11 protein-coding genes and 1 pseudogene are annotated in these 15024 nt (G+C 42.7%); 3 read left to right on the top strand and 9 right to left on the bottom strand.

Translation table 11 applies throughout. The annotated features are described in order from the left end of the window. Positions 1 to 134: 134 nt before the first annotated feature. The 3 genes and pseudogenes from SORDD27_RS01120 to SORDD27_RS01115 all read right to left on the bottom strand — a co-directional run bounded on the left by SORDD27_RS01120 (position 135) and on the right by SORDD27_RS01115 (position 4856). Positions 135 to 1979: a P-loop NTPase fold protein gene (locus SORDD27_RS01120; protein ID WP_061426838.1), complete on the bottom strand. Its 1845-nt coding sequence runs from the start codon at positions 1977 to 1979 to the stop codon at positions 135 to 137. Between the two features lie 107 nt (positions 1980 to 2086). Then, positions 2087 to 2185, bottom strand: a pseudogene (locus SORDD27_RS10550) (DUF6261 family protein); the annotation flags it as partial. Positions 2186 to 2222: 37 nt separating this feature from the next. Continuing rightward, the gene (locus SORDD27_RS01115) at positions 2223 to 4856 is read right to left on the bottom strand and encodes a DEAD/DEAH box helicase family protein (protein WP_061426837.1); all 2634 of its coding nucleotides are present in this window, start codon (positions 4854 to 4856) and stop codon (positions 2223 to 2225) included. A 132-nt stretch (positions 4857 to 4988) separates the two neighbouring features. On the opposite strand from SORDD27_RS01115, the gene SORDD27_RS01110 reads away from it, so the two are divergent. Next, the gene (locus SORDD27_RS01110; protein ID WP_000076176.1) at positions 4989 to 5606 is read left to right on the top strand and encodes a TVP38/TMEM64 family protein; all 618 of its coding nucleotides are present in this window, start codon (positions 4989 to 4991) and stop codon (positions 5604 to 5606) included. A 278-nt stretch (positions 5607 to 5884) separates the two neighbouring features. On the opposite strand, the gene scrK is transcribed toward SORDD27_RS01110, so the two are convergent. Both scrK and SORDD27_RS01100 read right to left on the bottom strand, forming a co-directional pair. Continuing rightward, the gene (scrK, locus tag SORDD27_RS01105; RefSeq protein WP_061426836.1) at positions 5885 to 6772 is read right to left on the bottom strand and encodes a fructokinase ScrK; all 888 of its coding nucleotides are present in this window, start codon (positions 6770 to 6772) and stop codon (positions 5885 to 5887) included. 158 nt (positions 6773 to 6930) lie between these two features. Next, positions 6931 to 8817, bottom strand: coding sequence for a sucrose-specific PTS transporter subunit IIBC (locus SORDD27_RS01100; protein WP_061426835.1), 1887 nt, complete (start codon positions 8815 to 8817; stop codon positions 6931 to 6933). 377 nt (positions 8818 to 9194) lie between these two features. Here SORDD27_RS01100 and SORDD27_RS01095 point away from each other — a divergent pair, with 377 nt between their 5' ends. Further along, on the top strand, positions 9195 to 10649 hold the full coding sequence (locus tag SORDD27_RS01095) for a sucrose-6-phosphate hydrolase (protein WP_061426833.1): 1455 nt from the start codon (positions 9195 to 9197) through the stop codon (positions 10647 to 10649). After that, positions 10630 to 11595, top strand: coding sequence for a LacI family DNA-binding transcriptional regulator (locus SORDD27_RS01090; RefSeq protein WP_061426831.1), 966 nt, complete (start codon positions 10630 to 10632; stop codon positions 11593 to 11595). Before SORDD27_RS01095 ends, SORDD27_RS01090 begins: the two co-directional genes overlap by 20 nt. Positions 11596 to 11745: 150 nt before the next feature. Here the strand turns inward: SORDD27_RS01090 and SORDD27_RS01085 are convergent, their stop codons facing one another. From SORDD27_RS01085 to SORDD27_RS01070, 4 genes are all read right to left on the bottom strand, one after another. Next, positions 11746 to 13020: a hydroxymethylglutaryl-CoA reductase, degradative gene (locus SORDD27_RS01085; RefSeq protein ID WP_061426829.1), complete on the bottom strand. Its 1275-nt coding sequence runs from the start codon at positions 13018 to 13020 to the stop codon at positions 11746 to 11748. After that, on the bottom strand, positions 13020 to 14192 hold the full coding sequence (locus SORDD27_RS01080) for a hydroxymethylglutaryl-CoA synthase (RefSeq protein WP_061428027.1): 1173 nt from the start codon (positions 14190 to 14192) through the stop codon (positions 13020 to 13022). Before SORDD27_RS01080 ends, SORDD27_RS01085 begins: the two co-directional genes overlap by 1 nt. Before the next feature lie 118 nt (positions 14193 to 14310). Then, on the bottom strand, positions 14311 to 14766 hold the full coding sequence (locus SORDD27_RS01075) for a threonine/serine exporter family protein (protein WP_061426827.1): 456 nt from the start codon (positions 14764 to 14766) through the stop codon (positions 14311 to 14313). A 1-nt stretch (position 14767) separates the two neighbouring features. Continuing rightward, on the bottom strand, positions 14768 to 15024 hold a 257-nt coding region (locus SORDD27_RS01070), incomplete at its 5' end, for a threonine/serine exporter family protein (RefSeq protein ID WP_196755611.1).

Here is a 15024-nt window from a genome sequence, read left to right as displayed (position 1 = left end):
ATTCCTAGAAAAACCACTTGAACTAGGGAGGACGAGTGGGAGCGAAATTTAACACGAGAAAAGGGTACAAGCATGAAGAATATTACTAAAAGGAGAACATACTAACCAATTATCCTTTAAAACTCATAGATTGCCTACCAGTATTCCCTATCTATTTTCTCCTCAAATGTAAATCCTTTAGCTTCCAATTGCTCAAGTTGCGGCTGAATCTTTTCAATGACAGACCTATTCTTTTTCATTTTATCTTGATTTTCACCCATCATAAGAAAATATTTTTTGTTTCTAGGAACAACATCAAAACAGTAATAACCCAATCCATTTGAAAGAATTCCTTGAAATTCCCAAAATACTAAGAACTCTCTGCCTCCAAACTGCTCCATGGCATCCCAAATACTTCTATTCCAACTTTCAAATTCATTAAATTTTTCAATTGAACTAAGATAGGTCAAGAGAAAGAAATCTTTTCGTCTTAGCTTAGCGAAATTTTCATTATTAATTTCTAAGTTTGAATAGTGACGACCCAAATCATAGAAGGTCAGCACTCTATGTTTTTCCATAAAATAAAGTATCTCAGACGGATCCAAACCTTCTTTTCTCAGAATACTTTCCCAGAAATTCACAATTCTACCTATTATTTCCTCACTTAAAGGACTATTCCTCTCATATCGGGGAATTTCTTCATTTAACTTTTCTGCAACAATATAGTCCATTGCAGGGCTATTATAAGATTTAAGAGATTCCTGTATAGTCATACGTAGTAGTTTAGCTTTCTGATTTTCAGAAAAAGATTTATATTCACTTGAGAGATATTGATAAAAATCAGTCTTATGATTCCCCTCTCTTAGTTCTCTTGATAATTCCTGACTATCTGTCTCAAGTAATGTATCCATTTCCTCTTTTGTACGATTTAGAGATTCTTCATAAAGAAAATAGGCCGAGCCATTCATTTTATAGCTTGGTGGATATTGGTTAAGAGCTGATTGTTGAATGTCTGACAGTATTTCTTGTATGCTTCGTCCAAACTTGAACAGCCATGTAAAACTAATTTTTTCATCATCCTTGACTTTTATTTCTTCAGCCTTTAATAATTGTTTATATAATTCAGGATAAAAAAGGTAGGTATAGATAATCCAAAGTTGCTGTTCCTCCTGAACATGTCCTAATTTACCCCTTGAAAAGAATTCTTGATTGACATAGTCATTAAAATGATTTCTATCTCGCAAATTTCTATTTTCAAAGCTGAACCTTTTCCAAAAATCATCTGACAATCTCGTACTAAATTTCTTTCCTAGCAACTCAAAATAATCTTGCCAAATATTTGATGGGTGAAGAACAAATGGTAGTTCTATCCGTCTATCAATAATTTTAGAGAGGAAATTATTGTCGTTAAGATGCACTTTCTCAATATCTCCAACAAAAACAATTGGAATCTTGCCATTAAGCAAGCTAAAAATTTTATAACTCTCCTCTTGTTGTTTGTTAGACATTCGATCAAAATCATCAATAACTAATACTTTTCGAGATAATGATAGACATTTAGAAGTTAGTAAACAACTGTAAAAACCATCTGATTTGATTTTAAAAAATTGATAGATTGCTACTAATAAAACAATACTCCCAATAATTAATTTAACACAAAAAGATTCAAAAAAAGAACTTAAACCCAAATCAACTACATTAGTCATTAAGATAGAAACTGCGACACATAAAACTATGAAAATCCTTAAAAGGCTATATACCAACGGGTGTAATTTTGAAAAAACAATCTCAATCGTTGAGCGGTTATCGTTTAATCTCCAAAAGTCTATCGTAACTAATTTTTTATTAGTATTCTTACCAACTTCAACTAGAAATTCTGTTTTTCCAGAACCCCAGTTCCCATTTAAGAAATAAGTTTTATTTTCTTCAAGTAATTTAGCAACATTTTTAGCTGCTACTGAAGTATCAAAGTGCTTTAATGTAATAAATCTATCATCCATAGTATTTCTTTCTAAAAAACAAAATATTTCATAGCGCCTACTTTTATAAAAATTATACCACGAATCCACAAAAATCCCCTTAGAAATCCTTTTCTAAGGGGTTGTCCTTATCCAGCTACTTGTTCTATTTCTTCTACTTTAACTTTCTTCTCCTTCTTACTTGAACTAGTCAATCGTCTCTTACTGTCTCTAATTGTGTTTATATTTTAAGAGAATTTACTTATTTATCTCTTGTAAACTCCCCTACTCCAACCGGCTTTTAACCTTCTTCTTAATCAAGATACGGTCGTTTTTGTTAGAGAGAGCTTTGATACGAGCTTCGAGAAGGGTTTTCCTTCCTGCCTCTGTTCGTGTATAGACGAGGTGATAGCGTCCGATAGTCGGCGTCAGAAAGTCGAGGAATTTCTGTGCTTCTTCCTTGCGCTTGTCAAAAAGACTAGGCACGGCATAGTAAGGTGACTGACCTTGTCGGACTTTCTCTGCCTTCAAGAGATAACGCTGGTTGTCCACTGGAGCAAAGAACTCTCCCACAGTCTGCGCAAACAACTCCTTGTCCCTCATGCTTCCTCCCTTGAGATAGGCAAAGACCATGTAGTTTTCCTTGTCCTCCTCTACCTGAACACGGGATTGATCATCCGTTAGATGCCCCGAATCTAGCAGAGCCTTTCGGATCTGCTCACCCAGAGATTGCAAACGTTTATAAGGACTCTTATAGCGGAGGTAGCGCCAAGATGCAAAGACTAAAAAGAGGAGACATGCTGTCGTAAGCCACCAAACACCGATCAATCTCAGTCTAAATAGCAAGACCAACAAATCTACTGCCAACAAGAGCAATGACATGCGAACCCATTTTAATGCATCAAGCAAGAGCATGACTGGGACCTTCTGTTTTTGAGTTGCGACTTCTGTAACTACCTCGAACTGATCCGCTACGACAAGAGCTTCCTGCCATTTTTGTCTCAAGCCTGCTCGATCCTTGGAGAGACTCTTAACTCGCTCATTGTACTCACTGATTTGCTTTTTCTTAAAAGGGGGCTTTGGAAAATCCAAACGATCCAAACCGGTCTCAATACTCTCCTGATTATAGGCCAATCCAAGAAAATGCTCCATCCGTCGCGACAAGGTCTGCAGATCTTGATTGCTCTCTGGTCTAGGCTCCTCACCAGGAAGAGTGATAAGTGCTTGCGCTTGAACGGCTACCAGATGCCAGATGTTACTGGTCTTTTCTGGATGTCCCGACCAGATACGAATGGCACGCCCGCGCATCTGGTTACTCAGCATAAAGCTCCCCACAAAGCTTCCGAGGATTAGGGAATTAACGCAAGGAGCATCCCAACCCTCTCCGAGGAGAGACTTGGTTCCGACTAGGACTTGAATCCGCCCTCGTTGAAAAAGCTCCGTCACTGCCGCTACGATTCCCTTAGCTGAGCTCGGAAAACCAACCTGCACATAATCTTTTGGATCCAAGTGACCAATAGGTGAGAAACTAAGAGGAACCTGAGGCAAGAGATCCTTAAACTCTGCTGCCACATCGGTAGGCAAAATAACGACACTACCTGACAAGACAGCCAAAGACACAGGTATCTCTTGCTCCTGAGCTTTTCGACGAATGCTTTCAAAATAAGGGAGTACCCCCAACTGAGAAATGGTTGCCTGATTATCTCCCAGATAGGTGGCAAAATCCTTGCGAATATAGTCAGCTAGTACTAACTGTCTCAGTTCCAGACCTAGACTCTCATACTCCGTCAAAAAGATATCGGCAATGGCAGACAACTTCCCTAGAGATTGGCTTAAAATCTGGTCAGAAGCCTTAGACTTAACCAGATAAACCTGACGTTTTTCCACCAACCCACGCGCCTTCAAGTCAGCCTCTAACTTTTTCCTATATCCATCTGGATCCTCATACCAATCTGGTGTCTGATAGAGTATGCTCTGCAACAGCGTCTCCAGCCAGTAGGAGGTCAATGCTGGAAGCTTCTGGGTTCCCAGTAAATTTTGCAAAGAGGGAGGAATCGTTAACCCCTGAGAATGCATATAAATCAACATAGCAGACAAGTACTTGGGATCTTCTAAAAGCAAATCAGATGAAATATCCCCTTTGAGGACCTTAGACCCTGCTACAAATGTTTGAAAATCAGGATCGACTATAAGGTGATGAATATAGTCCCACTTAGTCTCCTCAAACCGTTTGAGACGTTCCGCCTCTTCAGCTGTTGGTGAACACATATAGACAAAATCCTGATGAGGGCAAAGAGTGTCTTCCTTGACTAGTTCAGGTACCGTGATTTCTTGATCGATCTCCCCGCACATTCGGATATAGCGTTCCCAGAGTTCAGGCTCGCTGTCATAAGGTGGTGTCGCTGTCAGAGAGATGACTTGCAGCGGTTCATACTGCTTGCGAAAGGCTTCCAGACTTTTCCACCATTCATTGCGCAGGTGGTGGCATTCGTCCAAACAAAGAGTCGCAACTTTCTGAGCTCTTAGGCTTGCAAGCAAATCAAACCCCATAAAATCCTCTGCTTCTCCATCTTCTTGTGATTGAAGTTGGTTCATGGCACTATGAAAAGCCTGATAGGTCACAATCGTTAATGCCTTCATCTCCTTTAAGTTTTGGGAAACGAGGTCTGAAAGCCTCTGGCCATCCTCTAGAAAAGCTGTTTGAATCCTATCTACCCATTGTTCACGAATAGTGACAGTCGGAACTAAGATGAGGGCTGGGTTGCCAAAACGAGCGATTAGCTCGATACCAATGGTGGTCTTTCCAGACCCTGGAGCGGCCACTAGATGAACATGACCGTCTGCTTGATAGTCCTGAAAACGATCCAAGACCTGTTTTTGATATTGGCGCCAGCTTCCTTTAAAGTTTAAACCTAACATGATACCCCTCATTCTATACCGTCTTTTTCTTATTCTCATTTTACCACACTTATTTCTCCAGTCAGATAATCCAGATAGTTTTTCTCCATAAAATATGGTATAGTAGAATCATACTATCTATGAGGAGTTTACATGTCACAGGATAAGCAAATGAAAGCTGTTTCTCCCCTTCTACAGCAAGTCATCAATATTTCATCTATCGTCGGGGGAGTCGGCACCTTGATTTTCTGTATTTGGGCCTATCAGGCAGGAGTGTTACAGTCCAAGGAAACCCTATCGGCCTTTATCCAGCAAGCTGGGGTTTGGGGGCCACCACTCTTTATCTTTTTACAGATCCTACAAACCGTTGTTCCGATCATTCCGGGAGCTTTGACCTCAGTGGCTGGGGTCTTTATTTACGGCCATATCATTGGAACCATCTATAACTATATCGGCATCGTGATTGGCTGTGCCATTATCTTTTACCTCGTGCGCCTCTATGGAGCTGCCTTTGTCCAGTCCGTCGTCAGCAAGCGCACCTATGACAAGTACATCGGTTGGCTAGATAAGGGCAATCGCTTCGAGCGTTTCTTTATCTTTATGATGATCTGGCCGGTTAGCCCAGCTGACTTTCTGTGTATGCTGGCTGCCCTCACCAAGATGACCTTCAAACGCTATATGATTATTATCATTTTGACCAAGCCCTTTACCCTAGTGGTTTACACTTATGGTTTGACTTATATTATTGATTTCTTCTGGCAGATGTTTTGAGAATAGAATATAGCCTGATACTAAATATACTTTGGTATGGAAATCATGCCTATTTTTCGATAGTGAATCAAGAACTAACCTAGCCTTTCCGCCGTGATAAAAACACCTGAAATCTCATGGTTTCAGGTGTTCGGAAACTTTGAGACATTGTGCTCAAAGTTTAGGTATGGAATTTCGAAGAAAGTCGCTACCGTCCGTAATCACTTAAGGAAAGGCTCAAAAAAATTGTCTTCAAACAAAACATCCGTTTGGTTGCCCAAGCGGATGTTTTCTTTGTTTTATTTTGCGACGCTTTTAGCGAGAACAAAGTTCCCAAGTGTTGCGGAACCATTGCCTGCGACTGCTGGAGTTACGATGTAGTCACGCACGTCTGGTACTGGTAGGTAGCCATTGAGAAGAGCAGTGAATTTCTCACGTACACGGTCCAGCATGTGTTGCTGTGCCATGACGCCACCACCAAAGACGATCACATCTGGACGGAAAGTCACTGTTGCGTTGACCGCAGCTTGAGCGATATAGTAGGCTTGAACATCCCAAACAGAGTTATTAAGTTCGATGTTTTCACCACGAATACCTGTACGAGCTTCTAGACTTGGTCCAGCCGCAAAGCCTTCCAAACAACCCTTATGGAAAGGACAGACGCCGTTAAATTCTTTTTCTACATCCATTGGGTGTTTATCCACATAGTAGTGACCCATCTCAGGGTGACCCACACCACCGATAAACTCACCACGTTGGATAACACCTGCACCGATACCTGTACCGATCGTGTAGTAAACCAAGTTTTCGATACGGCCACCAGCATTGTTACGAGCAACCACTTCACCATAGGCAGAGCTGTTCACGTCTGTGGTGAAATACATGGGTACGTTGAGGGAGCGGCGAAGGGCACCAAGTAGGTCTACATTTGCCCAATGAGGTTTTGGAGTCGTTGTGATAAAACCATAGGTTTTTGAGTTTTTGTCGATATCGATAGGACCAAAGGAACCGATGGCAAGACCTGCAAGATTATCGAATTTTGAAAAGAATTCGATGGTTTTATCGATAGTTTCGATTGGAGTTGTTGTAGGAAATTGTGTTTTTTCTACAATATTAAAATTTTCATCTCCGACAGCACAGACAAACTTTGTACCGCCCGCTTCTAAGCTTCCATATAATTTTGTCATGATAAACCTCTTATCTTTGTTTTCTCTATTATAGCACATTTTAAAGGGCTAGATTTCTCAATATTTTAGATTTTCCTCTGTAAATCTTACAATCCAAGTAAAAACGAACAAACATGATATTTGTTCGTTTTGTTTTTAGATCTGGTTTTCGAAGAGGACTAGGCTTTCACTTCGATGATAGCGTCACCCTTGACAACTGAACCGCTTGCGACTGGTGTCACAGAAGCGTAGTCTGCTGTGTTGGTTACGATAACCATTGTTGTGTCGTCAAGACCTGCAGCAGCGATTTTGTTTGAGTCAAAGGTTCCGAGAACATCACCAGCTTTGACCTTGTCGCCTTGAGCAACTTTTTGTTCAAAACCTTCACCGTTCATAGTCACCGTATCGATACCAACGTGGATCAAGATTTCAGCTCCATTAGCTGTCTTCAAACCGTAAGCATGTCCTGTGGCAAAAGCAATCGATACTTCCGCATCAGCTGGTGCATAAACCACACCTTGGCTTGGTTTTACTGCGATACCTTGTCCCATTGCACCACTTGAAAAGACTGGATCATCAACATTCTCAAGGGCAACTACGTCCCCAACGATTGGAGTTTGGATTGTTTCGTTTTGAGGAGCTACTGGAATGTTACCAGTTGTTTCTTCTTGAACCAAACGTTCTGTCGCTACTTCAGAAGCAACTTCTTTTTCATCCTCGTAACCAAACATGTATGTAAGGGCAAAACCAAGAACGAATGATACAGCTACCATAAGAAGGTATTGAAGCAATTGGCCATTACCAACGTACAACATTGTACCAGGGATGATGGTGATACCATTACCAGTACCAGCAAGTCCAAGGATAGAAGCCAATCCACCACCGATAGCACCAGCGATTAATGAAAGGAAGAATGGTTTACGGAAGCGCAAGTTCACCCCGAAGATAGCAGGCTCTGTAATACCGAGGAAGGCAGAAAGAGCAGCTGGGAAAGCAAGTGTTTTCAGTTTAGGATTCTTCGTTTTAACACCAACGGCAACAGTTGCAGCACCTTGAGCTGTCATCGCTGCAGTGATGATGGCGTTAAATGGGTTCGCATGGTCGGCAGCAAGCAACTGCACTTCAAGCAAGTTGAAGATGTGGTGCACACCTGATACGACGATCAATTGGTGAACCCCACCGATGACCAAACCACCAAGACCGAATGGCAAGGCAAGAATCGCTTTTGTTCCGAGAAGGATGTAGTTTTCAACAACGTGGAAGACTGGTCCGATGACAAAGAGTCCAAGGATAGACATGACCAAAAGTGTCACGAACGGTGTCACCAAGAGATCCAAGACATCTGGAACCACTTTGCGGAGAGCTTTTTCAAACTTGGCTCCGACCACCCCAATGATGAAGGCTGGAAGAACGGAACCTTGCAAACCAACAACAGGAATGAAGCCAAAGAAGTTCATAGCTGTTACTTCACCACCTGATGCTACAGCCCAAGCGTTTGGAAGTGAACCAGAAACCAGCATCATACCAAGGACGATACCAACAGCTGGATTTCCACCGAATACGCGGAAGGTTGACCATACAACCAAACCTGGCAGGATGATGAAGGCTGTATCTGTGAGGATTTGGCTGTAAATGGTAACATCTTCTGGAAGTGTCATTCCAAGAGCGTTCATGAGACCACGAAGACCCATGAAGAGACCAGTTGCTACGATAACTGGGATGATTGGCACGAAGACGTCACCGAAAGTACGGATAGCACGTTGGAACCAGTTTCCTTGTTTAGCAGCTTCAGCTTTCATGTCTTCTTTAGAAGAGGTTGGCAAACCAAGTGCAACGACTTCGTCGTACATCTTGTTTACTGTACCAGTCCCAAAGATGATTTGGTATTGACCTGAGTTAAAGAAAGCACCTTGAACTTTATCCAAGTTCTCAATCACTTCCTTATTGATTTTCCCTTCATCTTTGACCATGACACGTAGACGAGTCGCACAGTGGGCTACACTGTTGACATTTTCACGTCCGCCAAGGGCTTCGATGACCTTTTTTGCAATATCCTGATTGTTCATTTGCAAAAATCTCCTTATAAAATTTTGTTCTTGTTTGAAAGCGATTTTATTCGCCCTACGACTATTATTTTATCACGTTTCTAAAATATGTCAAGCGTTTTGCAGAAATTTTTATTCTCTTTCTTTTTCCTCTGATTATTTTTGCTCGTTTTTGAGGGAAATTCTCTTTTTACTCAAAAAAATATCTTTATACTTGAGGAATCAAGGCTTTTATTTACATTTTCTTTCATTTTTTCGTGAAAATTTGCCAGATTTCCTTTACTTGATTTCTGGCAATCGTTTGACATATTTTTCTTTTTTTAACATAAAAGACTTGCTTTTTTTGCCGAAAACGTTTACTATTAATAGTAGAATAGAACTTATGGAGGAAAGATAAAATGGAATGGACAACCGAGCGCCGTTATAGACGCTATGAAGACTGGTCTAATGATGAAATCAAACAAATCAAGGAAAAGATGGCTCAATCTCCTTGGCATACTCGTTACCATGTCGAGCCTAAAATGGGCCTTCTCAATGATCCAAATGGCTTTTCTTATTTCGATGGCAAATGGATTCTCTTTTACCAAAACTTCCCCTTTGGTGCAGCCCATGGGTTGAAGTCTTGGGTGCAGCTTGAAAGTGATGATTTGGTACACTTTACAGAAACTGGAGTCAAAGTTTTGCCAGATACTCCATTAGATAGCCACGGTGCCTACTCTGGTTCTGCCATGCAGTTCGGCGATCAGTTGTTCCTATTTTATACTGGAAATGTCCGTGATGAAAACTGGATCCGTCACCCTTACCAGATTGGGGCTTTGATGGATAAGGATGGCAAGATTACAAAGATTGACAAGATCTTGATTGACCAGCCAGCAGACTCTACTGACCACTTCCGTGACCCACAAATTTTTAACTTCAAGGGTCAATATTATGCCATCGTCGGTGGACAGGACTTGGAGAAAAAAGGCTTCGTCCGTCTCTACAAGGCTGTGGACAATGATTATACAAACTGGCAAGCAGTTGGCGACCTTGACTTTGCTAACGACCGCACTGCCTACATGATGGAATGCCCAAATCTGGTCTTTGTAGGGGAGCAACCTATCCTTCTCTACTGCCCACAAGGATTGGATAAGATTGTTCTAGACTACGACAATATCTACCCAAACATGTACAAAATCGGGGCTTTCTTTGATCCTGAAAACTCCAAAATGGTAGATGTGTCACCCCTTCACAACCTAGACTACGGTTTTGAAGCCTATGCAACTCAAGCCTTTAACGCTCCAGACGGACGTGCATTGTCTGTCAGCTGGCTTGGGTTACCAGATGTAGCCTACCCATCTGATCGTTTTGACCACCAAGGAACTTTCTCCTTGGTCAAGGAACTCACTATCAAAGATGGCAAACTCTACCAATATCCTGTCGCAGCTGTCAAAGAACTTCGTGCTTCTGAAGAGGTCTTCTCAAACCGTGCTCAAACCAATAACACTTATGAATTGGAGCTCAACTTGGAAGCCAATAGCCAGAGCGAGATTGTCTTACTTGCTGACAAAGAAGGTAAGGGACTTTCAATCAACTTTGACCTTGTAAATGGTCAAGTGACAGTGGATCGTAGCCAGGCTGGAGAACAGTATGCCCAAGAATTTGGAAGCACTCGTTCATGCCCAATCGAAAAGCAAGCTACTACTGCTAACATCTTCATCGACAATTCTGTCTTTGAAATTTTCATCAATAAAGGAGAAAAAGTATTTTCTGGTCGCGTCTTTCCGCATGCCGATCAAAACGGTATCCTGATCAAGTCTGGAAAACCAACCGGAACTTATTATGAATTAGATTATGGTCGCAAAACTAACTGATGTCGCCAAACTTGCAGGCGTCAGCCCCACTACCGTCTCACGGGTTATCAATAAAAAAGGCTATCTGTCTGAAAAAACCATTCTCAAGGTCAATGAAGCCATGAGAGAATTGGGCTATAAGCCCAACAATTTAGCTCGTAGTCTCCAAGGAAAATCAGCTAAGTTAATCGGCTTGATTTTCCCAAATATTTCCAATGTTTTCTATGCTGAATTGATAGGTAAGTTGGAAAACCAACTCTTTAAGAATGGATACAAGACCATCATCTGTAACAGCGAGCACGACTCTGAAAAAGAACGAGAGTACATTGAAATGCTGGAGGCCAATCAGGTCGATGGTATCATTTCTGGAAGTCACAACTTGGGAATCGAAGACTACAATCGTGTGACGGCACCGATTATTTCCTTTGACCGAAACTTGTCTCCAGACATCCCTGTCGTCTCCTCTGATAACTACGGTGGCGGGGTCCTCGCAGCCCAAACTCTGGTTAAGACTGGAGCCCAGTCTATCATCATGATTACAGGAAATGATAACTCGAATTCACCGACTGGACTGCGCCACGCTGGTTTTGCCTCTGTTCTACCAAAAGCGCCTATTATCAATGTTTCGAGTGACTTTTCTCCCGTCCGAAAAGAAATGGAAATCAAGAATATCTTGACCCATCAGAAACCAGATGCGATTTTTGCTTCGGATGATTTGACAGCTATCCTGGTTATCAAAATTGCTCAAGAGCTGGGAATTTCTGTTCCTGAAGAGCTCAAGGTCATCGGCTATGATGGGACCTACTTTATCGAGAACTACTATCCTCACCTGACAACGATTAAGCAACCTATGAAGGAGATTGCCCAACTCACTGTCGATCTTCTCTTGCAGAAGATTGAAGGCAAGGAAGTTGCGACAACTGGTTACTTCTTACCAGTCACCCTATTACCAGGAAAAAGTATTTAATACTCTTCGAAAATCTCTTTAAACCATGTCAGCTTCCATCTGCAGCCTCAAAACAGTGTTTTGAGCAGCCTGCGGCTAGCTTCCTAGTTTGCTTTTTGATTTTCATTGAGTATAAACACAAGAAAACTCAGACGAATTCGTCTGAGCTTTTTATGATCTTAAGTTTTCGAGATAGCGCTGGGCTGTCTCTAAGTTAAAGGTTTTATCTGCGATGAGGCGCTCAACGAGGGGAGCAACCTCGGACTCACTAGCACCTGCTAGGAGAGCTAGGGATTTGGCCTGCAATTTCATGTGGCCTTGCTGGATGCCCGTACTGACTAAGGCTTTGAGGGCCGCAAAGTTTTGGGCAAGACCGATGGACACGATAATCTGAGCTAATTCCTTGGCTGAAGGATTTCCTAGTAGTTCATGACTAAGGGCTACACGAGGGTTGAGACCGATAGAGCCACCCTTGGTCGCTACGGGCATGGGTAGGGTCATCTCACCGACCAATTCTTCTGAATCCCTATCTAGACTCCATCGGCTGAGGCCTTGATAGCGTCCATCTCGACTGGCAAAGGCATGAGCCCCAGCTTCGATGGCACGCCAGTCATTACCCGTGGCTATTAAAATGGCATCGATACCATTAAAAATCCCTTTATTATGAGTCGCTGCTCGGTAGGGATCAGCCTGCGCAAACTGGCTAGCCAAGGCTATTTTCTCCGCAATTTCTCGTCCTTGGTCCCTTTGGGAACTCAAGTAGCGAAAGGCGATACGACAGCTTGCAGTCACCAGAGAATCGGTCGCGTAGTTGGACAGGATTCCCATGAGACTCTGTCCCTGACTGAGTTCTTCTAAGACTGGCTTCAAGGCTTCCAGCATGGTGTTGAGCATATTGGCTCCCATGGCTTCCTGGGTATCGACATGGAGATAAGCAACGAGAAAGTCTGTTTCACCTTTGATCTGCTCTACATGCAAATCACGCGCCCCACCTCCACGTTTGACGATAGAAGGATAGGCTTGATTTGCAAGTTCCAAGAGTTCGGCCTTCTTGCTGGCAATCTTCTCTTGCGCTTGTTCAGGTTCAGCAACTTGATAAAGGGCTACCTGACCGATCATCTGGCGCTCATGTACTTGAGCAGTAAAACCGCCTGCTCGCTTGATGATTTTGCTGGCATAGCTGGCCGCAGCAACCACGGACGGTTCTTCTGTCACATAGGGAACTGTGTAGTTCTGACTATTCACCACAAGCTCTGGAACGATTGAATAAGGCAGAGAGAATGTTCCCACCACATTTTCACTCAGCTGGTCTGCAACAGCCAAGCTGACTTGTTCATCCTGCTCGAGACTGGTTTGCTTTTCATGACTAAGGAGCGCCTGAGCTCGCAACAACTCAAGGCGCTCATGGTACGATTTTTTAGAAAATCCATTCCAACTTATCTTCATTATTTTTCAACCTTGCTATAACGGCGTTGGTGGTCGACAATCTCCACCAAGGCATAGTCTTGATGTTCATAGCCTGCAAATTGGGCTGAACCAGATTCATCCAACTGCACCTCTTCGAAGAAGACTTTTTCATAGTCTGCAACGGATAGGGCTGTACGCTGCTGGAGTTTGCTCAAGCGATCCTTATCAAGGTAAGCCTCATAACCTTCGACCAATTCACCACTAAAGAACTCTGAAACCGCTCCACTTCCATAACTGTAGAGGGCAATTTTATCGCCAGCCTTCAAAGTCTCTGCATTTTCCAAAAGGGAGAGGAGGCCGAGGAAGAGGGAACCTGTATAGATATTTCCAATCATCTGACTGTAGAGAATGGATTTGTCAAAGTTTTCTTGCAAACTATCCTGCTTCTCCTGAGATAGAGTCTTGTCCATCATCTTGCGCAAGCCTTTTAGGGCCAACTTAGGATAAGGCAAGTGGAAACAGATGGCCGCAAAGTCACCCATGGTCCAATCATAGCGCTTCTTGTATTCATCCCAAGTCGTCGTGAGACTGTCCAGATATTGCTGGGTTGAATAAACACCATTGACATAAGGAGTCGTTGAATAGTTTGGACGCCAGAAATCCATGATGTCACGAGTTTGAGCAACATTATCATTGTTAAAGGCCATAATGCGTGGATTTTGCGTGATAAGCATGGCTACACTTCCAGCACCCTGGGTTGGCTCACCCGGAGTTGCCACACCATACTTGGCAATATCACTAGCGATGACCAAGACCTTGGACTCTGGAGAATTTTCCACATGCAGTTTAGCATAATGAAGGGCAGCTGTTGCTCCATAGCAGGCTTCTTTGATTTCAAAGCTACGGGCGAAAGGCTGGATGCCTAATAGACCATGAACAAAGACCGCTGCCGCCTTACTCTGATCAATTCCTGACTCGGTCGCCACGATGACCATGTCGATTTCTTCTTTTTCTTTATCTGTGAGGATAGAGTTGCTTGCACTGGCAGCCAAGGTAACAATGTCCTCAGTCAGTGGTGCAATACTAATTTCATTTAACAAGAGTCCCTTGCTAAATTTTTCGGGGTCAACGCCCCTCGCTTCTGCTAAGTCTTGTAATTTCAAGACATATTGACTGGTCGCAAAACCAATCTTATCAATACCGATTGTCATATTTACCTCTGTATTTTCATTCATTGTAAAAAATCGTTTCATTCTATTTTATCACAAATAGGGGCAAAAGAGAGAAAAAAGACTTGATTCACCAAATCAAGCCTTGTCTTTGACAGAGTTAAGAGGAGATTCCTCGTTGTTTTCGGATGTAGTAATAGAGCTTTAAAATCACCGTTCCACTTGCCATCCCGATAGAAATGACCAGAGCCAACATAACCACTAGAGTCGCACTGGCAAGGGCATGACTGTAATCGCCTGTTACAAAAAAAGCAGTCGTCCGATAGGATAAATAACCTGGCACCAAGGGGGCAAGAATAGCCAAAACAAAGACCACCGCTGGTGTCTTGTAGAGAATACTTAAAATCTGGCTGATACAAGAACCTACCACCGCCGCGATAAAGGTCGCAACGATGACATTGGTTGGTTCTTTTAGAACAAGATAGAGGAGCCAAACGCCCATTCCCAAAATACCACCAGGTAGGAGCATGGAGCGTTGAACATTCAGTACGATTAAAAAGGTGATAATGGCGAGTAAACTCGCCACTGCTTGGAGCAAAATACTTGTTAGATTCATCTTATGTCATCAAAACCAGGGCGACAGAGGTACCAGCCCCTAAAGCGAGGGTAATGAGCAAAGATTCAAACATCTTGCTCATACCAGAGTTGATATGGTTGGTCATGATATCCCGAACCGCATTTGTCAGAGCGATCCCTGGAACAAAGGGCATGACTGCTCCTGCTATGATTAGGTCTGCTGTCGAAGGAAATCCAGTGTAGCGGGCCCAGAACTGGGCAATCAAGCCAAAAACAAAGGCTCCCGCAAAGGCTGTTA

The organism is Streptococcus oralis (assembly GCF_001579025.1).
In the GTDB taxonomy this organism is placed as follows: Bacteria; Bacillota; Bacilli; order Lactobacillales; family Streptococcaceae; genus Streptococcus; species Streptococcus oralis_X.
The sequence above is the reverse complement of the archived record's forward strand: the minus strand, read 5'-3'. Positions and strand labels throughout refer to the sequence as shown.

What these genes read in the sequence shown, in the direction of transcription:
- SORDD27_RS01120 (WP_061426838.1), bottom strand. Translation starts at nt 1,979, where the DNA reads ATGGATGATAGATTTATTACATTAAAGCACTTTGATACTTCAGTAGCA.
- SORDD27_RS01115 (WP_061426837.1), bottom strand. Translation starts at nt 4,856, where the DNA reads ATGTTAGGTTTAAACTTTAAAGGAAGCTGGCGCCAATATCAAAAACAG.
- SORDD27_RS01110 (WP_000076176.1), top strand. Translation starts at nt 4,989, where the DNA reads ATGTCACAGGATAAGCAAATGAAAGCTGTTTCTCCCCTTCTACAGCAA.
- scrK (WP_061426836.1), bottom strand. Translation starts at nt 6,772, where the DNA reads ATGACAAAATTATATGGAAGCTTAGAAGCGGGCGGTACAAAGTTTGTC.
- SORDD27_RS01100 (WP_061426835.1), bottom strand. Translation starts at nt 8,817, where the DNA reads ATGAACAATCAGGATATTGCAAAAAAGGTCATCGAAGCCCTTGGCGGA.
- SORDD27_RS01095 (WP_061426833.1), top strand. Translation starts at nt 9,195, where the DNA reads ATGGAATGGACAACCGAGCGCCGTTATAGACGCTATGAAGACTGGTCT.
- SORDD27_RS01090 (WP_061426831.1), top strand. Translation starts at nt 10,630, where the DNA reads ATGGTCGCAAAACTAACTGATGTCGCCAAACTTGCAGGCGTCAGCCCC.
- SORDD27_RS01085 (WP_061426829.1), bottom strand. Translation starts at nt 13,020, where the DNA reads ATGAAGATAAGTTGGAATGGATTTTCTAAAAAATCGTACCATGAGCGC.
- SORDD27_RS01080 (WP_061428027.1), bottom strand. Translation starts at nt 14,192, where the DNA reads ATGACAATCGGTATTGATAAGATTGGTTTTGCGACCAGTCAATATGTC.
- SORDD27_RS01075 (WP_061426827.1), bottom strand. Translation starts at nt 14,766, where the DNA reads ATGAATCTAACAAGTATTTTGCTCCAAGCAGTGGCGAGTTTACTCGCC.